The organism is Streptomyces sp. NPDC037301, from assembly GCF_055602785.1.
Genome location: NZ_JBVJWD010000004.1, coordinates 113253 through 134514, shown reverse-complemented (window position 1 = coordinate 134514; position 21262 = coordinate 113253). Strand labels below are relative to the sequence as shown.

The 21262-nt window shown below is 67.3% G+C and carries 17 protein-coding genes and 1 tRNA gene; 6 read left to right on the top strand and 12 right to left on the bottom strand.

The genetic code is table 11. The annotated features are described in order from the left end of the window. The first annotated feature begins 6 nt into the window (after positions 1–6). Entirely contained in the window at positions 7–1341 is a 1335-nt protein-coding gene (locus ACZ7IB_RS09320; protein WP_470910696.1) for a protein kinase domain-containing protein, read from the top strand. A 52-nt stretch (positions 1342–1393) separates the two neighbouring features. On the opposite strand, the gene ACZ7IB_RS09315 is transcribed toward ACZ7IB_RS09320, so the two are convergent. The 3 genes from ACZ7IB_RS09315 to ACZ7IB_RS09305 form a co-directional block, all read right to left on the bottom strand. After that, complete coding sequence (locus ACZ7IB_RS09315) at positions 1394–2767, bottom strand: hypothetical protein (protein WP_470910694.1); 1374 nt, start codon at positions 2765–2767, stop codon at positions 1394–1396. Beyond that, positions 2767–4614, bottom strand: coding sequence for a vWA domain-containing protein (locus tag ACZ7IB_RS09310; RefSeq protein ID WP_470911164.1), 1848 nt, complete (start codon positions 4612–4614; stop codon positions 2767–2769). The genes ACZ7IB_RS09315 and ACZ7IB_RS09310 overlap by 1 nt, the downstream gene beginning before the upstream one ends. Positions 4615–4843: 229 nt before the next feature. Continuing rightward, positions 4844–4978, bottom strand: a complete 135-nt coding sequence (locus ACZ7IB_RS09305) for a DLW-39 family protein (RefSeq protein ID WP_003958712.1) — start codon at positions 4976–4978, stop codon at positions 4844–4846. Between the two features lie 320 nt (positions 4979–5298). On the opposite strand from ACZ7IB_RS09305, the gene ACZ7IB_RS09300 reads away from it, so the two are divergent. Then, positions 5299–5670 (top strand): DUF6344 domain-containing protein, encoded by a 372-nt coding sequence (locus ACZ7IB_RS09300; protein WP_470910693.1) that lies wholly within the window; start codon positions 5299–5301, stop codon positions 5668–5670. A gap of 304 nt (positions 5671–5974) precedes the next feature. Here ACZ7IB_RS09300 and ACZ7IB_RS09295 read toward each other — a convergent pair. From ACZ7IB_RS09295 to dnaA, 9 genes are all read right to left on the bottom strand, one after another. After that, positions 5975–6048: transfer RNA gene (locus ACZ7IB_RS09295), tRNA-Ile, on the bottom strand. Positions 6049–6118: 70 nt separating this feature from the next. Continuing rightward, positions 6119–6691 carry a DUF3566 domain-containing protein gene (locus ACZ7IB_RS09290; protein ID WP_470910691.1) on the bottom strand — a complete coding sequence of 191 codons (573 nt, stop codon included), beginning with the start codon at positions 6689–6691 and terminating at the stop codon, positions 6119–6121. 93 nt (positions 6692–6784) lie between these two features. Further along, entirely contained in the window at positions 6785–9415 is a 2631-nt protein-coding gene (gene gyrA, locus ACZ7IB_RS09285) for a DNA gyrase subunit A (RefSeq protein ID WP_470910689.1), read from the bottom strand. 46 nt (positions 9416–9461) lie between these two features. After that, a complete protein-coding gene (gene gyrB, locus ACZ7IB_RS09280; RefSeq protein WP_470910686.1) occupies positions 9462–11549 on the bottom strand; it encodes a DNA topoisomerase (ATP-hydrolyzing) subunit B in 2088 nt (695 codons plus the stop codon). 402 nt (positions 11550–11951) lie between these two features. Further along, on the bottom strand, positions 11952–12476 hold the full coding sequence (locus ACZ7IB_RS09275; RefSeq protein ID WP_470910683.1) for a DciA family protein: 525 nt from the start codon (positions 12474–12476) through the stop codon (positions 11952–11954). A gap of 53 nt (positions 12477–12529) precedes the next feature. Continuing rightward, the gene (gene recF, locus ACZ7IB_RS09270) at positions 12530–13660 is read right to left on the bottom strand and encodes a DNA replication/repair protein RecF (RefSeq protein WP_470910681.1); all 1131 of its coding nucleotides are present in this window, start codon (positions 13658–13660) and stop codon (positions 12530–12532) included. Positions 13661–13746: 86 nt separating this feature from the next. After that, positions 13747–14625 (bottom strand): phosphogluconate dehydrogenase (NAD(+)-dependent, decarboxylating), encoded by an 879-nt coding sequence (gene gnd, locus ACZ7IB_RS09265; RefSeq protein WP_327274151.1) that lies wholly within the window; start codon positions 14623–14625, stop codon positions 13747–13749. A gap of 131 nt (positions 14626–14756) precedes the next feature. Beyond that, positions 14757–15887, bottom strand: a complete 1131-nt coding sequence (dnaN, locus tag ACZ7IB_RS09260) for a DNA polymerase III subunit beta (protein WP_361449664.1) — start codon at positions 15885–15887, stop codon at positions 14757–14759. A 1026-nt stretch (positions 15888–16913) separates the two neighbouring features. Then, positions 16914–18716: a chromosomal replication initiator protein DnaA gene (gene dnaA, locus ACZ7IB_RS09255; protein WP_470910678.1), complete on the bottom strand. Its 1803-nt coding sequence runs from the start codon at positions 18714–18716 to the stop codon at positions 16914–16916. A 381-nt stretch (positions 18717–19097) separates the two neighbouring features. On the opposite strand from dnaA, the gene rpmH reads away from it, so the two are divergent. The 4 genes from rpmH to yidC are packed head-to-tail and all read left to right on the top strand — an operon-like array spanning position 19098 to position 21250. Then, positions 19098–19235, top strand: a complete 138-nt coding sequence (rpmH, locus tag ACZ7IB_RS09250; protein ID WP_030930485.1) for a 50S ribosomal protein L34 — start codon at positions 19098–19100, stop codon at positions 19233–19235. Positions 19236–19253: 18 nt separating this feature from the next. After that, entirely contained in the window at positions 19254–19625 is a 372-nt protein-coding gene (rnpA, locus tag ACZ7IB_RS09245) for a ribonuclease P protein component (RefSeq protein ID WP_114245514.1), read from the top strand. Continuing rightward, the gene (gene yidD / locus ACZ7IB_RS09240; protein ID WP_078852785.1) at positions 19622–19981 is read left to right on the top strand and encodes a membrane protein insertion efficiency factor YidD; all 360 of its coding nucleotides are present in this window, start codon (positions 19622–19624) and stop codon (positions 19979–19981) included. Before rnpA ends, yidD begins: the two co-directional genes overlap by 4 nt. 3 nt (positions 19982–19984) lie before the next feature. Then, the gene (yidC, locus tag ACZ7IB_RS09235) at positions 19985–21250 is read left to right on the top strand and encodes a membrane protein insertase YidC (RefSeq protein WP_470910675.1); all 1266 of its coding nucleotides are present in this window, start codon (positions 19985–19987) and stop codon (positions 21248–21250) included. Positions 21251–21262: the final 12 nt, after the last annotated feature.

Genomic DNA, 21262 nt, shown 5'->3' with positions numbered 1-21262 from the left:
AGCGCAATGGGTGAGGTCTTCGCCGGTCGGTACGAACTGATCGATCCGATCGGACGTGGTGGGGTCGGCGCCGTCTGGCGCGCCTGGGACCACCGGCGCCGCCGTTATGTGGCGGCCAAGGTCCTCCAGCAGAGCGACGCACACACGCTGCTGCGCTTCGTCCGCGAGCAGGCGCTGCGGATCGAGCATCCGCATGTGCTCGCCCCGGCCAGCTGGGCCGCGGACGACGACAAGGTCCTGTTCACCATGGATCTGGTGAGCGGTGGTTCGCTGGCGCATGTCATCGGCGACTACGGACCGCTGCCTCCTCGTTTCGTCTGCACGCTGCTCGACCAACTGCTGTCCGGACTGTCGACGGTGCATGCGGAGGGTGTCGTGCACCGGGACATCAAACCCGCGAACATCCTGATGGAGGCCACCGGCACCGGACGGCCGCATCTACGGCTGTCCGACTTCGGTATCTCCATGCGCAAGGGTGAGCCGCGGCTCACCGAGACCAACTACGTGGTGGGCACGCCCGGTTACTTCGCACCCGAACAGATGATGGGCGCGGAACCCGATTTCCCCGCGGACCTCTTCGCGGTCGGACTGGTCGCGCTGTATCTGCTGCAGGGGAAGAAGCCGGACGCGCGGGCCCTCGTCGAGCACTTCGCCTCGTACGGCACTCCCAGCGCCCCGGAGGGGATTCCCGAGCCGTTGTGGCAGGTGCTCGCAGGGCTGCTGCAGCCGGATCCCCAGGCCAGGTTCCGTACGGCCACGGGTGCGCGCAAAGCGTTGACGGCCGCGGTCGACATGTTGCCCGAGCTCGGCGCCGACGACGAGCCGGTGGAGGTCTTCGACCAACTCGGGCCGCTGCCTGCAGGCTTCGGCCCCGCCGGACCGATCGCGTCCCCCCGGACAGCCTCTCAGGACGCGCAGCCCGCACAGACGGACCAGTCCGCCCAGCAGCCCTACACCCAGCCGCCGGTCCCGATGTCGGAAACGGGCAGCTTCCACCTCCCACCGCCTCCGCAGCAGCCCACACCGCTGCCCCATCCGGCGCAGCCGGCCACGCCCCCCACACCGATCCCGGCGCACGCGGCTTCCCCCTTCCCCGCGCCGGATCCTTCGCAGGCCCCCACTGCCGCAGGGCAGCACGAACCGGCTCTCACCCACGCGTACACCGCCGGGCAGCCGCAGGTTCCCGCTCCCGGAGCAGGGGTTCCCCCGCACCTCTCGGCCGCTGTTCCCGCGCTCGCACCGCAGAAGCGTCCGGGACCGCCCCCGAAGGTGGCGGTCCCGGTCCTGCTGGTGGCACTGATCTGTTTCGCCGTGGGCATCTGGGCACTGACCCAGAGCTGAGCACGCCCGGCCGGAGCCCCTGCCCTACGCGGCGGCGGCTCCGGCCCGCCGGCTACCAGCCCTGCGGCGGCCCTCCGTACGGCGATTGCCCGCCCCCGGCCGGGCCTCCCGCAACCGGACTGTTCGAACCGATCGGTGCCACCTGGGCGGCGGCCGCACGGCGCCGTGCCAGCAGCGTCCACACACCCAGCCCGAGCACCAGCACCGCACCCACGCCGATCCCGGCCACGCCGACCATCTTCATGGTGTCGCTCTCGGCCGCCTCGGGACCGCTCTGGCCGCTCCTCGCCATGTCCTTGTCGTCCTGCGTGACCGAGAAGATCCCGGCACCCCCCGTGTACGGCGACTTCTCCGCCGTCCCCTCGACCTTGATCCTGAGGGTCAGCGGAATCGCCTTGTCGCCGTACGACTTCGCGACCTCCGGGCTGAGGGACACCGACAGGTAGTACCAGCCGGCGAACCGCATGGCGCTGTCGCTGCTGGTGGAGTTGTAGCGGTTCTCGTACGCCACCGGAGGCAGTGGATCCATCGACACGGACGCGGGCTTGCCGGAGTACGACAGCGGCGACGCGTCGTCGACATGGCCGTGCGCCGGGTTGTCCAGGGACATCGCGAGCGCGTTGCCGATGTATTCGTCCGAGGCGTTGTTGTTGCTCAGGTCGGCGGTGGCGAAGATCTGCTGACCCCAGTCCACCGGCACCCGGTAGAAGCGGGTCTGCCCGGGTGCGATGCTGTCGTGCCACTCGCCGGTTTCCAGGCTGGTCGCGTCGTGGTAGCTGGTGCCGCCCGACCGCCTCTGCGGGGCCGTGGTGGGCGGCGCGGGCGACGCCGACGGCCAGTTCTCCGGCGCCTGGGTCGGCATCGAACCGCCCGCTTCCAGCTGCGGCTCCGACTCGTACCGCAGTTCCAGGTCCCACTCGTCGGATGCCGAGGTGGCCTTGCTCTCCCGCTCGATCAGGACGTTGTACGTTCCGGCCTTCTGGCAGGTGCTGCTGTCCTTCTGCGTGACCCGGTAGGCGTACGCCGCGATCGGACGCGGAAACTCCGCCGACTCGAACCGTGCGTCCTCCGAACTGCACTGCAGGTCGGCGTTGTCCCTGACGCTGACCGTGATGCCGTCCCCGTAGGCGACCTGGCCGCCGCCCTTGGGCACGGCCACCGCCGAGACGTACGCGTTCGTCTTGTCGTCGAGGTCCAGACGGTAGTAGAGCTTCTCGCCGCGCTTGATCGAGCTCTTGTAGACCGATCCGGGCGTGAACACCGACGCCTCGGTGCTGACCTCCGCGCCGCTGACCTTCTTCGCCCGGGGATCGAAGGTGTACGCAGCACTCTCCCCGTCCGCGTACGCCTGCCCCGGCAGCGCCGCCGCCACGCACATCGCCGCGACCATGGCCAGCGCCACCCGGCCTCTGTTGCGCTGCCTCATCACACGCTTCCCCTCGTCGTCTGTGCGGCCCGCCTGCGACGCCCTCGTACGGACACGAGCCCCGCGATCACCACCACCACGGCGCCCGCACCGGCAGCGGCCGCAATGCCGGTCCATCCTGCCCCGCCCGTACCACCGCTGTCTTCGGCACCGCTCGAATTGCCGTTCTTGTCCGCCTTCTTGGCTACGGCAGGAGCATGGTGCTCGGGGCCTGCCGGCTCGTCGCCGAGCACCGACACCCGCAGCACCACACCGATCTGCGGGTTCTCCGCGATATCGGCGGCCCTCGCCCCCAGCGTCACCGAGATGTAGAAGTCGCCCCCGGCGTGTACGGGCTGCACGTTGGAGCGGTACTCGTAGCGGTTGGTCCAGGCGACCGGCACCCCGCCCATCCTGATCGCCGACGGACGACCGTTGTACATGGCCGTCGAGGTGAACTCGCCGCCGCCGGTGAGCGGGAAACGAGCGGGGGTGAACAGCTGGGTCGCCCCGTACGAGTACGTGGAGGTACCGCGCTCCACCGTGGGCTCGTTCGCGAATTCCACGTCGTAGCGCACCTGCTGGCCCCAGCCGGCCGGGACCTTGTACCAGAGGGTCTGCGACGGAAGGATCCGGTCGCGCCACACGCCTGGGCCGAGCTCCTTGGCGTCGTTGAAGCCGGTGCCGCCCCGTACATCTCGGGGGTCACCGGTGGGCATCACGGCGTCCTTGCCGCCCTTGCCGTACTCCGGCTGCGACTGGGCGGGCGTGACGCCCTTCGCCAGCGCCGCCTCCACCCCGTAAAGGAGCTCGAGCGGCCAACGTGCGGCGTCGGAGCCCTTCTTGCTCTCCCGCTCCACCACCAGCCAGTACCGGCCCGCCCGGTCGCAGGCGTGGTTGCCCTCCTCCGCGGGGATACGGGCGACCGCCGAGGTCAGCGGGGTCGCGCCCTCCTTCTGGTAGAAGTGCGCGGTGTCCGTCACGCAGGAACTGCCGGTGCCGTACACGATGCCGGTGCGCAGTGCGTCGAAGGTGTCGACGGCCGCTCCGGGCTGCGGCACCGCCGTCGCCGAGAAGTCCACCGTCGAAACGGCATCCAGGTCGACGGCGTAGTACCGCTTCTCACCGGGTCCGATGGTGTCCAGATACTGCCCTGGTACGAGCACGGGTGCCGCCGCACCCGTCGCCGCACCCTCGACCCGCTCGCCCCGGAACCGGTAGCCGTCCGCGGAGAGTTGCGACGCCCGTTGCAGCTGCCGGGCCAGCGCCTCGGCATCCGGTGCGTCGTAGTAGCGGCCGTTGCCGGCCGCCGCGATGCATTCGAGCTGTTCGCGCGCCGCGCCCTTCACCTGGAAGCCGACGGTGTCGATCCGCAGCCCGACCCCCTCCTTGCCGAGCTGCTCGGCGACCTCGCAGGGCTGCGGCGTACCGCAGTTGTCCTCGCCGTCGGAGATCAGCAGGATCGTGCGCGTACCGATGGCACCACCCGCGGGCCGCGGAAGGTCCTCGGCGGCCTTCCGTAACGACAGCCCGATGGGAGTGTCACCCTTGGGCTGTACGGCCGCCACAGCCCGCTTCACGGCTCCCCGCTCGAGCCTCTGCACCGGCTGTACGAGCCTGGTGTCCGTGCAGCCCTGAGGACGGTCCGCGCCGTACACCCGCAGCCCGGTCGGATATCCGTCGGGAAGGCCGTCGACGACGGTGCCGACGGCCGTACGGGCGCTCTCCATCCGGGTATGCCCCGTGCCGTCGTCGTCCCCCATGGATCCGGACGAGTCGAGCACCATGATCAGGCTGCCGCCCGAGCCGGGTCGGGGTGTCTCAGAAGTGGCGGGTGCACCGCCCGGTGCCGCCGCCGCGGCCGGCATCGCGCCCGCCACCAGGGCGAGCAGCGCCCCGCCGAGCCATGCCCCCGCAGCTGCAGTACGGCGGTGGTGGTCCCGTGCCTTCACCCGTGCCTCCTCGAAACCCGGCCGTTTTGCTCTCGCAACCTATTGATTTGCTTAGGCGAATTCAAGAGCACAGGCATCACGGTCCCGCAACAGCACGAAGCCCCGGCCGCTCAGCGACCGGGGCCCGCAATCAGGCTGTTCTGTCTCACACACCCGAACCTGCGGGCACGGAGTCAGTCGCCTCCGTCCACAGATCCTGCTCGGCGCGATCCGCCTGGATCTGGCGGTACACGAGGAGCCCGCCGATGGCGGCCAGTGCGACCAGGAGAAGCTTCTTCACCGCGCGACCTCGTCTTTCCTTGACGTAGGGGACTTCTGCCGCCCGACTATACACACCGGCCGATATCGATCGGTGACCTACCTGCGGCCCAACTGGCGTCAGGGGAAAAGCGATCATCCAAGGATCGCTCCGCGGATCGTCCCGGCCAAAGGACCCGGCGCACGCCGATCGCCCCGCACAAGCCCGTCAAGGCCGGTTGAACCATACGAGTGGTGTTCATCTGAAGATCGGTGGATCGGTGGCGTCGGTCCACGAAATCGCGGGCCCCATCCACATCATCGGAAAGGTAAGCAAACCGGACCACCCGAAAGCGAGGGGCCATGAGCACCTTCAAGGCCAAGAACATCTGGACCGCCTTCGTCACCGCCTTCTTCGCGCTCCTCGCCGCACTGGGGCTCATGAGCACCCCGGCGGCGGCCACGGAGTCGAGCACCACGGAGCCGACCACCACGAACCAGGAGCACACGGGTGCGACCGCGGCAATCGCGACCACCCCGTCGGTGCGATGGACCCTTCCGCGTGACAGGGCACTGCCACCCACGATGAAGCAGCGCATCCGCGCCGAGGCACACGGCTCCTCACCCGCCACCCGCCATCTGTCCGCAGACACGACGGACGCCATGGAGACCAGGAACACCGCCCGCGCCGCCCACGGGGCCCCGGCGGGGGACACCTCCATTCTCCCGCCGTGAGAGCCGCGCAACTGACGCACAGAGCCCCCTGGGCCGGTTCGCGCCGGACGGGGGCTTCTTCATGTGCTCAAGCCCCGCTCTGCCCCCGCCGGCGCGGGGGCACGGCGCACCTCCGTGCCGCACCGAGCCCCGGGAAGGTCTCCCTGTACGCGCCCAGCCCCGGGGTCTCGGCGCGTACAGGCACCAAGACCGCCCCGAGACCGCGTCCCTCAGCCCCTGCGCATGCACGCCCGGGGACGCATCGCACACCACACGCAGAAGGCCCGGTATCTCCGAAGAGGTACCGGGCCTTCAACTGTCACTGTGGGGCTAACAGGATTTGAACCTGTGGCCTCATCCTTATCAGGGATGCGCTCTAACCAACTGAGCTATAGCCCCGCCGCGCTGTGCGCTGACTTCTGAAGATTAGCGCACGTCGGGGCCAGTCCCAAAATCGATACCCGGCGCCCTACTCGTCCTCGGCCAGCGTGAGCTCGATACCGCCCACGAAGCCCGCCGACAAGTTGTAGATGAAGGAGCCCAGCGTCGCCAGCGCGGTCGCCAGAACCACATCGATCACAGCGATGACCGAAGTGAAGATGAGGACCCGCGGCAGCGACAGGAACGACTGGAGATCGAAGCCGTTGTTCTCGTTCGAGCCGGTGGCCTCACTGATCGTGCCGCCCACGGTGGAGAAGACGCCCATCGCGTCCATGACCATCCACAGCACCGCGGCCGCCACCACCGTGCAGATACCGAGCGCGATGGAGAGCAGGAAGCTGACCTTCATCACCGACCACGGGTCGGCCTTGGCCACCCGCAGGCGCGCCTTGCGGGTACGCGGAGTGGTCCGCGCCCCTGTCCGCGGCCACCGGGCCGCCTGCGCGGCAGCGGCGCCCTGCGTCCCGTCCGCGGGCGAGGGGTACGCCTGCGGGGGGTGGTACGGCCCGCTCGCCTGCCCCGGTGCGGGCTCGCGCTCACCGGGCAACGGCCCGGTCGCGTAACCCTCGTACTGGGGCTGAGGCCCCCGAGTGTCCGTCACAGTGCCCCCTTGGGAGTCCGTGGCAGGGCCACGGTCACCGTTCGCTCCAGCTCCGGAAGCGGCCGAACCGGCGCCCGTGGCTCCACTCACGCTCTACTCCTCGTGCTCCCCGGCCGAAGGCGGCGTGCCTTCGACATTGCCCTCGACTGTGCTCTCGGCAGCCTCTGCCGTCGCGGCCTCGGCGTCCTCGGACCCCTCGACCTCTTCGGCCTCGCGGCCGGCTTCGGCGTTACGAGCGATACCGACGACGGCATCGCGCTTGCCCAGATTGATCAGTTGGACGCCCATGGTGTCACGGCCCGTCTCCCTGACTTCATTGACCCGCGTACGAATCACACCACCGCCGAGCGTGATGGCGAGGATCTCATCCGTCTCCTCGACCACCAGCGCACCGACCAGCGAGCCCCTGTCCTCCACGATCTTGGCGGCCTTGATGCCCAGGCCACCACGACCCTGAACGCGGTACTCGTCGACGGGAGTCCGCTTCGCGTACCCACCATCGGTGGCAGTGAACACGAACGTACCCGGCCGGACAACATTCATCGAGAGCAGTTCGTCGCCTTCGCGGAAACTCATGCCCTTGACGCCCGAAGTGGCACGGCCCATCGGGCGCAGCGCATCGTCCGTCGCGGTGAACCTGATCGACTGGGCCTTCTTGCTGATGAGCAGCAGATCGTCCTCGGCCGACACCAGCTCCGCACCGATCAGCTCGTCGGCAGTGCCTTCGGCGCCATCTGCCGTCTCCCGGAGGTTGATGGCGATGACACCGCCGGAACGCGGCGAGTCATAGTCCTTCAGCGCGGTCTTCTTCACGAGACCGCCCTTCGTGGCCAGGATCAGATAGGGCGCGGCTTCGTAGTCACGGATCGCCAGGATCTGGGCGATCTGCTCATCCGGCTGGAAAGCCAGCAAATTGGCGACATGCTGACCACGGGCATCGCGGCCGGCGTCCGGGAGCTCGTACGCCTTCGCCCGGTACACCCGGCCCTTGTTGGTGAAGAACAGCAGCCAGTGGTGCGTCGTCGACACGAAGAAGTGGTCGACGATGTCGTCTTCCTTGAGCTTCGTACCGCGCACGCCCTTGCCGCCGCGCTTCTGCGAGCGGTAGTCGTCCGTCTTCGTGCGCTTCACATAGCCGCCGCGTGAGATCGTGACGACGATGTCCTCCTCGGCGATCAGGTCCTCGATGGACATGTCACCGTCGAAGGGCACCAGCTTGGAACGCCGGTCGTCGCCGAACTTCTCGACGATCGCCGCCAGCTCCTCGCTGACGATCTGACGCTGCCGCTCCGGCGACACCAGGATCGCGTTGTACTCGTTGATCTTCGCCTGGAGCTCGTCGTGCTCGGCCGTGATCTTCTGGTGCTCCAGCGCGGCCAGCCGGCGCAACTGCATCTCCAGGATCGCGTTCGCCTGGATCTCGTCGATCTCCAGCAGGCCCATCAGGCCCTCGCGCGCCACCTCGACCGTCTGGCTGCGCCGGATGAGGGCGATGACCTCGTCGATCGCGTCCAGCGCCTTGAGCAGACCACGCAGAATGTGCGCCCGCTCCTCCGCCTTGCGCAGACGGAACTTCGTACGCCGGACAATGACCTCGATCTGGTGCGTCACCCAGTGGCGGATGAACGCGTCGATCGACAGGGTGCGCGGCACACCGTCGACCAGCGCCAGCATGTTGGCGCCGAAATTGGTCTGCAGATCGGTGTGCTTGTACAGGTTGTTCAGAACGACCTTGGCGACCGCGTCCCGCTTCAGCACGACGACCAGGCGCTGACCTGTACGCGACGAGGTCTCGTCACGGACGTCCGCGATCCCGCCGACCTTGCCGTCCTTCACCAGGTCGGCGATCTTCTGCGCCAGGTTGTCGGGGTTGGTCTGGTACGGAAGCTCCGTGACGACCAGGCACTGCCGGTTCTGGATCTCCTCGACCGCGACGACCGCACGCATCGTGATCGAGCCACGGCCGGTGCGGTACGCCTCCTCAATGCCCTTGCGGCCCACGACGAGCGCACCCGTCGGGAAGTCCGGGCCCTTGATCCGCTCGATCAGCGCGTCCAGAAGCTCCTCCTGCGAGGCCTCCGGGTGCTCCAGGTACCACTGGGCGCCGGCCGCGACCTCACGCAGGTTGTGCGGCGGGATGTTGGTCGCCATACCGACCGCGATGCCCGCGGAACCGTTGACCAGCAGGTTCGGGAAGCGCGCCGGCAGAACCGTCGGCTCCTGGTTGCGGCCGTCGTAGTTGTCCTGGAAGTCGACGGTCTCCTCGTCGATGTCCCGGACCATCTCCATGGACAGCGGCATCATCTTGCACTCGGTGTACCGCATGGCGGCGGCCGGGTCGTTACCCGGAGAACCGAAGTTGCCGTTGGAGTCCACCAGCGGCATGCGCATCGACCACGGCTGTGCCAGTCGCACCAGTGCGTCGTAGATCGACGAGTCACCGTGCGGGTGGTACGTGCCCATGACGTCACCGACGACACGGGCACACTTGTAGAAGCCCTTCTCGGGCCGGTAACCGCCGTCGTACATCGCGTAAAGCACCCGGCGGTGAACGGGCTTGAGACCGTCCCGTACGTCGGGCAGCGCACGCGAGACGATCACGGACATCGCGTAGTCGAGGTAGGAGCGCTGCATCTCCGTCTCGAGCCCCACGGGCTCGACACGCATGCCCACGCCGGCGGCGGGCTCCTCTTCAGGTGTCACAGGGGTGTTCTCGTCGGCCATTGCTGGTCAAAGTCCTTTCGAGCGGCGGCTTGCTGGTACGGCCGACTCAGATGTCGAGGAAGCGGACGTCCTTGGCGTTGCGCTGGATGAACGAGCGCCGCGCCTCGACGTCCTCGCCCATCAGCACCGAGAAGAGGTCGTCGGCCTGCGCCGCGTCGTCCAGCGTGACCTGACCGAGGACCCGGTGGTCGATGTCCATCGTGGTGACGCGCAGCTCCTCGGCGTTCATCTCGCCGAGACCCTTGAAGCGCTGGATCGAGTCTTCCTTGATCCGCTTGCCGTTCTGCTTGCCCAGCTCGACCAGGGCGTCGCGCTCCCGGTCCGAGTACGCGTACTCGAAGTCGTCCCGGCCCCACTTGATCTTGTAGAGCGGTGGGCGGGAGAGATACACGTGCCCGGCCTCGACCAGCGGACGCATGAAGCGGAAGAGGAACGTCAGCAGCAGGGTGTTGATGTGCTGACCGTCGACATCGGCGTCCGCCATCAAGATGATCTTGTGATAGCGGAGCTTCTCGATGTCGAAGTCCTCGTGGACCCCGGTACCGAAGGCCGAAATCAGCGCCTGGACCTCGGTGTTCTGCAGGATCTTGTCGACCCGGGCCTTCTCGACGTTCAGGATCTTGCCGCGGATCGGCAGGATCGCCTGGTACATCGGGTTACGGCCGGACTTCGCCGAACCACCGGCGGAGTCACCCTCGACGATGAAGATCTCGCACTTCGTCGGGTCGTTGGACTGGCAGTCACTCAGCTTGCCCGGCAGCGAGGCGCTCTCCAGAAGCCCCTTACGACGGGTCAGATCACGCGCCTTGCGGGCCGCGACACGGGCCGTGGCCGCCGCGATGCCCTTGCGGATGATGTCGGCCGCCTCGTTCGGATTGCGGTCGAACCAGTCCGTGAGGTGCTCGTGGACCACCTTCTGGACGAAGGTCTTCGCCTCCGTGTTGCCCAGCTTGGTCTTCGTCTGGCCCTCGAACTGCGGCTCACCCAGCTTCACCGAGATGATCGCCGTCAGACCCTCACGGATGTCGTCACCGGTGAGGTTGTCGTCCTTCTCGCGCAGCAGTTTCTTGTCCCGCGCGTACTTGTTGACCAGCGTCGTCAGCGCCGCACGGAACCCCTCCTCGTGCGTACCGCCCTCATGCGTGTGGATCGTATTGGCGAAGGAGTACACGCCCTCGCTGTACTGCGTGTTCCACTGCATCGCGATCTCGGCCGAGAGGAGACGCTCCTTGTCCTCGGCCTCGATGTCGATCACCGACTGGTGAATGACATCGCCCTTGCGGGAGTTCAGGTACTTCACGAAGTCGACGATGCCGCCCTCGTAGTGGTACTTGACCGTGCGGGCCTGCTCCGCCTCGGCGGCCTCGGCCACCTCGGCGACCTCCGCGCCCAGCGTCGCCTTCGCCGACTCACGCTCGTCGGTGAGCTTGATCGTCAGACCCTTGTTGAGGAACGCCATCTCCTGGAAGCGGCGCGACAGGGTCTCGAAGGAGTACTCGGTCGTCTCGAAGATGTCCCCGTCGGCCCAGAAGGTGACAGACGTCCCCGTCTCGTCGGTGGCCTCGTTGCGGGCCAGCGGAGCGGTGGGCACACCGAGCTTGTAGTCCTGCGTCCAGCGGTAACCGTCCGTCCGGACCTCGACCGAGACCCGCGACGACAGCGCGTTGACCACGGAGACACCGACACCGTGCAGACCGCCGGAGACGGCGTAACCGCCGCCGCCGAACTTGCCGCCGGCGTGCAGCACCGTCAGCACGACCTCGACCGCGGGCTTCTTCTCCGACGGCACGATGCCGACCGGGATGCCACGGCCGTTGTCGATCACGCGGACCCCGCCGTCGGCGAGGATCGTGACGTCGATCGTGTCCGCGTGCCCGGCCATCGCCTCGTCGACCGAGTTGTCCACGACCTCTTGCACGAGGTGGTGGAGACCGCGCTCACCGGTCGAACCGATGTACATGCCAGGTCGCTTGCGGACCGCGTCCAGACCCTCGAGGACGGTGATCGCGCTGGCGTCGTACGAGGACGAGACCTCGCCCGGGGCAGTTGCCCCGCCGCTCTCACCGGGTGTGGACGGAATGTTCTCGTTGGGGTTGCCGGAATCGGCCACGAAGCGCCCTTTCTGGCACAGCACAGGCCGTTCTCCGGACAGTCGGGAGCGGCTGCGTCGTTCGGCTTGTAATCGACGACTCCCGCAAGGATGCGGGATTGTCCACCAGTCTACCGGTAGCACCGACATGAATGGGGGTTTGCCGGTACCTGAGTACGCATGTGCCGCCCTGAATGAGCGCCTGACGACTCCCCATATTCAGGACGGGCCCCCAAGAGGCTCACGCGGGCATTGAGCGCTTCGGCCTGTCAACCTCTCACTACCGTGAGGGACGCCCCACTCCCACCGCGCGGTTTCAACCGCCGCACACCGGTACAAAACGGACGCGACGGACAGCACCACCGAGAAGACAGCACAAGGCCATGACTCACATCGGAGCAGAGCCCCACGGAGCTCAGAAACAGAGAAAAGACCAGCTCAGAAGCCTCATCCGTACGTATCGCCAGGACCGGTGCTCCCCGGCGCCCGCAGCGGACCGAACCTGCGCTGCGGACCCCCCGGCCCCAACACCTTGATCAACTTCACCGTGCCATGCCCCAGATCCGCATTCAGCCGGGCCACCAGCTGAGGCGCCAGCAACCGCAGCTGCGTCGCCCACGCCGTCGAATCGCACTGCACCGTCAGCACCCGCTCGTCCGGATCCTCGTCGTACCGCAGCGGCACACAGTGATTGGCCAGATCCTCACCGACGATCTGCGGCCAGCGCCCCATCACCCCACCCACCGCCGCAGGCGTCTCCCAGCCACGCTCAGTGATCAGACGATTGATCGCAGCACCCAACGGCAACGGGTCACGCCCATCCGCCCGCGCCCCCGAACGCAGCCCCCCACCCCGCCTGGCCTGCTTCTTCTGCTGCGCAGCAGCACCACGCGCCCGCGCCTGTTCCTTCGCCGCGCGCAACGCCACCCGCGCCAGATCGACACCCGAGGGCTCCGGCTGCTTCCCTTCCACCGGCCGCTCCTGCGACTGCCCCCCAGAAGCACCGGACACCTCACCACGGCCGTTCACAGCCGCTCCACCTCACCCGCGGACACCGCATACCGCGCCCCCGCCAGCACACCCGGAACATCGTCGTCCACCGCAGCCGTCACCAGGACCTGCTCGCCCGGAGCCACCAACTCCGCCAACCGCTCACGACGACGCTCATCCAGCTCGGCAAAGACATCGTCCAGCACCAGCACCGGCTCATTGCCCTCGCCGCGCAGCAGATCGTACGAAGCCAGCCGCAGCGCCAACGCATACGACCAGGACTCACCGTGGCTCGCGTACCCCTTGGCCGGCATCCCCCGCAAACCCAGCACCAGATCATCACGGTGCGGACCGACCAACGTCACACCCCGCTCGATCTCCTGCTTACGCACATCCACCAGGGCCGCGATCAGCTGCTCGTACAGCTCGTCACGGGTGCGGGCCGGCTCCACGCCTGCACCGACCGAACTGCGGTACTCCAGCGCCACCGGACCACCGCCCGGCGCCACATCCCCGTACGCCTTGTCAGCCAGCGGCTGCAGCGCGGCGATCAGATCCAGTCGCTGCGCCAGCAGCTCCGCACCCACCCGGCCCAGGTGCTGGTCCCACACATCGAGCGTGGACAGATCCATCGACCGGCCACCGTGCCTGCGCGCCATCGCCGCCGACTTCAGCAAGGTGTTGCGCTGCTTCAGCACCCGCTCGTAGTCCGAACGCACCCCCGCCATCCGCGGCGAACGCGCCGTGATCAGCTCGTCGAGAAAGCGCCGGCGCTCCCCCGGGTCCCCCTTGACCAGCGCCAGATCCTCCGGCGCGAACAGCACCGTACGTACGATCCCCAGCACATCACGCGGCCTGACCTGCGACGATCTATTGATTCGGGCGCGATTGGCCTTGCCCGGATTGAGCTCCAGCTCGACCAGCTGCGAGCGCTCGCCCTGCGTCACGGCGGCCCGGATGACAGCCCGGTCCGCGCCCATACGCACCAGCGGCGCATCGGAGGAGACCCGATGGCTGCCGAGCGTCGCAAGGTAGCCGACGGCCTCCACCAGATTCGTCTTGCCCTGGCCGTTGGACCCCACGAAAGCGGTGACGCCCGGATCGAGAGGTACCTCGACCCGGGCGTACGAGCGGAAGTCGGCCAGCGAGAGATGCGTGACATGCATGGGTGTACGCCGACCTTCCCGGCTTCCTGCTCCGTGCTCCGTAGTCACGGGTCGGACGCTTCGGCCCGGCCCGCTCCTCGTTGCGGTTACTTCTTGTTCTCGACCGCGTGGCCACCGAACTGGTTGCGCAGCGCGGCGATCATCTTCATCTGCGGGGAGTCGTCCTGCCGCGAGGCGAAACGCGCGAAGAGCGACGCCGTGATTGCGGGCAGCGGCACCGCGTTGTCGATCGCGGCCTCCACCGTCCAGCGGCCCTCACCGGAGTCGGCGGCGAAGCCACGGAGCTTGTCGAGGTGCTCGTCGTCGTCCAGCGCGTTGACCGCCAGGTCGAGCAGCCAGGAGCGGATGACCGTGCCCTCCTGCCAGGAGCGGAAGACCTCGCGCACATCGGTGACGGAGTCGACCTTCTCCAGCAGCTCCCAGCCCTCGGCATAGGCCTGCATCATGGCGTACTCGATGCCGTTGTGGACCATCTTCGCGAAGTGGCCGGCACCGACCTTGCCCGCGTGGACGGAACCGAAGTCGCCCTCGGGCTTCAGGGCGTCGAAGACCGGCTGGACCTTCGCCACGTTCTCGGCGTCGCCGCCGTACATCAGCGCGTAGCCGTTCTCCAGGCCCCAGACGCCGCCCGAGACGCCGCAGTCCACGAAGCCGATGCCCTTGATGCCCAGCTCGACCGCGTGCTTCTCGTCGTCCGTCCAGCGGGAGTTTCCGCCGTCCACGACGATGTCACCGGGCGAGAGAAGCCCGGCCAGCTCGTCAATGGTGGCCTGGGTCGGCGCGCCGGCCGGCACCATCACCCAGATGACCCTGGGACCCTTCAGCTTGCCCACAAGCTCTTCGAGGCTGTGGACATCGGAGACGTCCGGGTTGCGGTCATAACCGATGACGGTGTGGCCTGCGCGGCGGATGCGCTCGCGCATGTTGCCGCCCATCTTGCCTAGGCCGACGAGACCGAGCTCCATCAGAGATTCCTTAAGCGTTGTGCCGATTCGTACCCAAGGCCGAGCCTACGCCCGGCCGGCCACAGACCGACGGGCATGCTCGGCACTGAGCGTGCCCGTCGGGAGCTGCCGTTGCAGGACCGATGGCCGGGTCAGCCGGAAAGGCGGACCGGCATGATCAGGTACTTGTACGCGTCATCCGCCTCGGCATCCACGGCCGGACGGCCGCTGAGCAGCGCAGGCTTGGTGGACGTCGTGAACGAGAGCTGGGCGACCGGGGAGTCGATCGCGCTCAGCCCATCCAGCAGGAAGGTCGGGTTGAAGGCGATCGAGATGTCGTCACCCTCCAGCACCGCGTCGACCCGCTCCACAGCCTGTGCATCGTCACTGGAACCCGCCTCCAGGATCAGCACACCCTGCTCGAAGCTGAGCCGCACCGGAGTGTTCCGCTCGGCAACGAGAGCCACACGCTTGACGGCCTCGACGAACGGAGCGGTCTCGATGACCGCGACCGAGTTGAACTCTGTGGGGAACAGTGTCCGGTACTTCGGCAGATCGCCTTCGAGCAGTCGCGTGGTCGTACGCCGGCCCGCACCCTCGAAACCGATCAGGCCCTCACCGGCACCCGAGCCGGACAGCGCCAGAGTCACCGTGTCGCCGCTGGTCAGCGCCTTGGCGGTGTCCAGCAGCGTCTTGGCGGGCACCAGGGCGACGGCCGAGGCATCCGGGTTCTCCGGCTTCCAGAGGAACTCGCGGACCGCGAAGCGGTAACGGTCGGTGGAGGCCAGGGTGACGGTCTCGCCCTCGATCTCGATCCGCACACCGGTCAGGACCGGCAGCGTGTCGTCACGACCCGCGGCGATGGCGACCTGGGCGGCGGCCGAGGCGAAGACCTCACCCGGGACCGTGCCGGTCGCGGTCGGCATCTCCGGCAGCGCCGGGTACTCCTCCACCGGAAGGGTGTGGAGTGTGAATCGCGAGGAGCCGCAGACCACGGTGGCCCGTACACCGTCTGTGGAAATCTCCACCGGGCGGTTGGGAAGGGCGCGGCAGATGTCCGCGAGCAGCCGGCCGGAGACCAGCACCGTGCCGTCTTCGTCGACCTCGGCATCCACCGAGACCCGGGCCGAGACCTCGTAGTCGAAGCTGGAGAAGCTGAGGGCGCCGTCCTCAGCCTTCAGCAGAAGGCCCGCAAGAACGGGCGCCGGCGGACGGGCCGGGAGGCTACGGGCCACCCAGGCCACAGCCTCCGCGAGTACATCGCGCTCCACCCGGATCTTCACCGGAACCGCCTCCTGCTGTTGCTCGCTCGCCCTGCTGGCCTTCGTCGTCTGATCGGGTCTCCCACCGATGACAGCGGGAGGACGCCGGGGACCAGTCTGACGTACGGCACCGACACTCGGTGCTGCTCGGGGTCAAGTCGCGACAAGAGGTTCGGAGAGCTCCGGCGCCGAGTTGTGCACAGGCCCCACTTCGAAGCGGATTCCGGGCTAACTCTAGGTGGCAGTAGTAGTAGGGCCTGTGGAAACCGTGGATAACGTCGTTTTCGCAGGTCAGGCCCAGTTTTTTGTCCACCGACCCTGTGGGCGGCACCGGTGGACAACCCGGTGCTTCTGTGGACACACGAAAGTTCTGCACACCCGATGCACAGGACAGGGGGAGTTCTCCCCAGGGCTGTCCCCAGCTTTACCCACGTTCCCCACAGCCCAACCTGCCCTCTTGGTGTGACGCCTTTCACTCGGCGCAGTGAAGGGCGGTGTCGCGTTGCCGAACAGTGGACAGGGGTGTGGAGAAGTTCAAGGAAGCTGGGGACAACATGGCCCGGGCTGTGGGCCGCCGGTGGACAACATCATCGGCTCTCTGTGGACGAATATTTTGTCCACAGGCTGTGGATCACTGTTGACCACAAATCCCCAGGCCCTTGACCTGGCCTGATGGAGTATCGACAGTCGCCCCTGTGGAAGCAATATGGACAACTTCCGGATCCCCAGGCTGTGGAGAGGAAAATCTCCCCAGATCTGTGGAGAACGGACGGCCGGCGCCGGGTATTCGAACACCGCGACTGCGTCGGAGCCTCAGAGGCCGGGTTCGGAGGGGCCCTTCGGGGCTCCTGAAGGGCTAGGGGAAGGCTTCAGGAGGGGGCGGGACGGCTTCCGGAGGACTTCGGAGCGGCATCTGGAAGCCCTCCGGGACGCCCTCCGGAAGGGCTTCGGGCAAGCCTTGGGCAACGGAGAAGGGCGCCTGGGGAACCCTGTGAGGGTTCCCCAGGCGCCCTTCGGCGCGTACGGAGAGCGTGTGCCGGTGGTCCGTCAGCCGTTCTTGATGCGGTTGGTGAGCTCGGTGACCTGGTTGTAGATGGAGCGTCGCTCCGCCATCAGCGCACGGATCTTCCGGTCCGCGTGCATCACCGTCGTATGGTCGCGGCCGCCGAACTGCGCACCGATCTTGGGCAGCGAGAGATCGGTCAGCTCCCGGCAGAGGTACATGGCGATCTGCCGGGCTGTCACCAGCACGCGGCTGCGCGAAGTTCCGCAGAGATCGTCGACCGTCAGACCGAAGTAGTCCGCGGTCGCCGCCATGATGGCCGTCGCCGTGATCTCCGGAGCCGAGTCCTCGCCACCCGGGATCAGATCCTTCAGCACATGCTCGGTCAGCCCGAGGTCCACCGGCTGGCGGTTGAGACTGGCGAAGGCCGTGACCCGGATCAGCGCCCCCTCCAGCTCCCTGATGTTCCGGGAGATGCGGGAGGCGATGAACTCCAATACCTCCGGCGGGGCGTTGAGCTGCTCCTGCACCGCCTTCTTGCGGAGGATCGCGATCCGCGTCTCCAGTTCCGGTGGCTGCACATCAGTGGTCAGACCCCACTCGAAACGGTTCCGCAACCGGTCTTCCAAGGTCACCAGCTGCTTGGGCGGCCGGTCCGAGGAAAGCACGATCTGCTTGTTGGCGTTGTGGAGCGTATTGAAGGTGTGGAAGAACTCCTCCTGCGTCGACTCCTTGCTCGCCAGGAACTGGATGTCGTCGACCAGCAGGATGTCCACATCGCGGTAGCGCTTGCGGAAGGTGTCGCCCTTGCCGTCGCGGATCGAGTTGATGAACTCGTTGGTGAACTCCTCGGAGCTCACGTACCGCACCCTGGTGCCCGGGTAGAGACTGCGGGCGTAGTGCCCGATGGCGTGCAGCAGGTGGGTCTTGCCGAGTCCGGACTCCCCATAGATGAAGAGCGGGTTGTAGGCCTTGGCGGGTGCTTCGGCGACGGCGACCGCTGCGGCGTGCGCGAATCGGTTGGACGCACCGATGACGAAGGTGTCGAAGAGGTACTTCGGATTCAGCCGGGCCGCCGGCTCGCCGGGGCCGGGCGTGGGAGCGGGCTGCGCGCCCATCGGCCCGGTGGCGCCGCCGGGCCGTCCGGTGCCGGTACCGCCCTGGCGGTGCTGGGGGTCCTGCATGTCGTGGCGCTCGGAGCGTTGTTGCTCGTAACTCTGACGCTCGGGCGGCAGCGACCGGTAGTCGTGCTGCGGCTGCTGGGGGCGGCCGCCGGCGTACGGCTCGCGCCACTGTTCCGCCGAGGTGTCGCGGTCCTGGAATCCGCCGAGCCGGGGCTGCTGCCAGGAGAGGTCCTCCTGGGTGCGCGGCCACGCGCCGGGGTCGGGGCGCTGCTGCTGGTAGTCGGGGTAGGCGGGCCTGGCGGTCGGCATGCCGTCGTCGGAGGGCCGGTGTCCGTATCCGTCGTATGCGTCATTGTGCTGACGCTCGTCGTGCTGCGGTCCCTGGTAGCGGTGCTGCTGAGGTTGCTGGGACTGGTGCATCGGAGGCGCGGGCGGACTCGGAGGTTCGCCCGCGGAGTCGTCGACGGTGATCGCGATGCGGATCGGACGGCCGCACTCGCGGCTCAGCGTCTCGCTGATGAGCGGCGCGAGCCGGCCTTCCAGGACTCGCTTGCCCCATTCATTGGGGACGGCGAGCAGCGCCGTGTCGGCGACCAGCGCGAGCGGCTGGCAGCGCTCGATCCACTGCTTGTCCTTCGGCTCGATGCCCTGCTGGCCCTCCCCGAGGAGTTGCTCCAGAACTCGTGGCCACACTGCGGCAAGATCGGCAGGTACATCAGCCACAAGGCACGCTCTCTCGCTGGTCCCACGAATGTGTGGTTCTCGGGACGGGATGGGTCGGGATGGGTGAGGACCGGCAGGCAGGAAGAAAAAGAACCGGAGTTCAACCACGGTAGTCAGGCCGACCCGCGTGGTTCAAGTTGTTGTCCACAGGCTGTGCACAGTGGGGGGTGCTGTGGAGCCGGTTTGACCGGATGGCGTAGCCGCGCGTACCGTGACCAGGTCGAGTTGTCGATGGCTGCTGCCGCCTGCCTCCGATGGGCAAAGATCACGATCTGTGATTGTGAAGCGGTGCACTAGGGCGTTTACGCGAGTCTCTCGTGGGCGCACGGTGACAGCCAGGCGATGTCCCGCCAACACACGAGTCATTTCTGGAGCCCCCGAGTGAGCAAGCGCACCTTCCAGCCGAACAACCGTCGTCGCGCGAAGACCCACGGCTTCCGGCTGCGTATGCGCACCCGTGCCGGCCGCGCGATCCTCGCGTCCCGCCGTGGCAAGGGTCGCGCCAACCTGTCCGCCTGATCGCTTACAGGTCATGACGTGCTGCCTACCGAGAATCGGCTGAGGCGGCGCGAGGACTTCGCGACCGCAGTACGTCGAGGACGCCGGGCCGGCCGCCCGCTTCTCGTCGTTCATCTACGCAGCGGTGCAACGGACCCGCACGTGACTGGGGAGAACGCTCCCCCGCCGCGTGCGGGTTTCGTTGTCAGCAAAGCTGTGGGTGGAGCGGTTGTACGCACAGCGGTGAAGCGCAGGCTTCGCCATCTGGTCCGCGAGCGACTGGCCCTGCTGCCCCCCGGTAGCCTGGTTGTCGTACGAGCGTTGCCCGGAGCGGGCAACGCCGACCATGAACAGCTGGCCCGAGACCTGGACGCCGCTCTGCAGCGGCTGCTGGGAGGGGGCGCGCGATGAAGTACCCGCTGCTGGCTCTTATCAAGCTGTATCAGTGGACGATCAGCCCACTTCTCGGGCCTGTCTGCCGTTACTACCCGTCGTGTTCCCACTATGGATATACGGCGATCGACCGGCACGGAGCGATCAAGGGAACTGCGCTGACGGCCTGGCGCATCCTGCGATGCAATCCGTGGTCACCCGGCGGCGTGGATCACGTCCCGCCACGCAAACGCCCGCGTTGGCACGAACTGCTGCGTAATGCAATACGTGGCAGCAAGGGCGGGGACTCCGCCGCTGATGTGCCTCCTGGGGGGACGGTCTCCGAACCCCCTAGCCCGGCCTCAGAGACCTCGCCCAAAGCTCAAGGAGCCTGATTAGTGGACACGATTGCCAGTCTGTTCAGCTTTATCACCTGGCCTGTTTCATGGGTCATCGTTCAGTTCCATACGTTGTACGGAGCGATCTTCGGCGATGACACGGGCTGGGCCTGGGGCCTGTCCATCGTGTCCCTGGTGGTGCTGATCCGGATCTGCCTGATCCCGCTGTTCGTCAAGCAGATCAAGTCGACCCGCAACATGCAGGTGCTCCAGCCGAAGATGAAGGCGATCCAGGAGCGCTACAAGAGCGACAAGCAGCGTCAGTCCGAAGAGATGATGAAGCTGTACAAGGAGACGGGCACCAACCCGCTCTCCTCGTGCCTTCCCATCCTGGCGCAGTCGCCGTTCTTCTTCGCCCTGTATCACGTGCTCTCGGCCATCGCCTCGGGCAAGACGATCGGTGTCATCGACCAGCCGCTGCTCGACAGCGCCCGTCAGGCACACATCTTCGGTGCTCCGCTCGCTGCCAAGTTCATGGACAGCGAAGCGACGGTCCGTGCGCTCGGTGCCTCGCTGACCGACGTCCGGGTCGTCACCGCGGTCATGATCGTGATGATGTCGGCGTCGCAGTTCTTCACCCAGCGCCAGCTGATGACGAAGAACGTCGACCTGACGGTCAAGACGCCTTACATGCAGCAGCAGAAGATGCTGATGTACATCTTCCCGCTGATCTTCGCCGTCATGGGCATCAACTTCCCCGTCGGTGTCCTCGTCTACTGGCTGACCACCAACGTCTGGACCATGGGTCAGCAGATGTACGTGATCAACCAGAACCCGACCCCGGGCAGCAAGGCGCAGGACCAGTACCTGGGACGTCTGCTGAAGAGCGTCACCGCTCACGGTGACGTTCGCGGCAGGACCAAGCGCAATACGGTCAAGCGGATCGTGTCCAAGGGCTCGGATCGCAATGACATCGAGCGGAAGTTCATCACTGGACTTGCCAAGCTGGGCTTCGCCGCCCAGGAGGACGGCACGGTGATCAAGAGCGATACGGCTCTTGCCGAGTCCGAGGGCGGAGCCGCGCAGCGGCGTCAGCAGCCCAAGCGCCAGACCAAGGCCCAGCGTCAGACCGGTGCTGCCCAGCAGGCGGGGGCCAAGGACACCGACTCAACCGAGTCGGGATCCAAGACCTCTCTGCAGAAGCCGGACGCATCGCAGGACGACAAGCCCAAGCCGGCGGGCAAGCCCGCGTCCGGCTCCTCACGCCAAGCCAAGTCCGGACAGCGCAAGGGCCCGCAGCGGCCCAAGCACCCGTCCAAGAAGTAAGAAGGAGTCCAT

Coding starts and splice junctions, on each gene's coding strand:
- ACZ7IB_RS09320 (WP_470910696.1), top strand. CDS start 7: ATGGGTGAGGTCTTCGCCGGTCGGTACGAACTGATCGATCCGATCGGA.
- ACZ7IB_RS09315 (WP_470910694.1), bottom strand. CDS start 2,767: ATGAGGCAGCGCAACAGAGGCCGGGTGGCGCTGGCCATGGTCGCGGCG.
- ACZ7IB_RS09310 (WP_470911164.1), bottom strand. CDS start 4,614: ATGCCGGCCGCGGCGGCGGCACCGGGCGGTGCACCCGCCACTTCTGAG.
- ACZ7IB_RS09300 (WP_470910693.1), top strand. CDS start 5,299: ATGAGCACCTTCAAGGCCAAGAACATCTGGACCGCCTTCGTCACCGCC.
- gyrA (WP_470910689.1), bottom strand. CDS start 9,415: ATGGCCGACGAGAACACCCCTGTGACACCTGAAGAGGAGCCCGCCGCC.
- recF (WP_470910681.1), bottom strand. CDS start 13,660: ATGCATGTCACGCATCTCTCGCTGGCCGACTTCCGCTCGTACGCCCGG.
- gnd (WP_327274151.1), bottom strand. CDS start 14,625: ATGGAGCTCGGTCTCGTCGGCCTAGGCAAGATGGGCGGCAACATGCGC.
- yidD (WP_078852785.1), top strand. CDS start 19,622: ATGAAGTACCCGCTGCTGGCTCTTATCAAGCTGTATCAGTGGACGATC.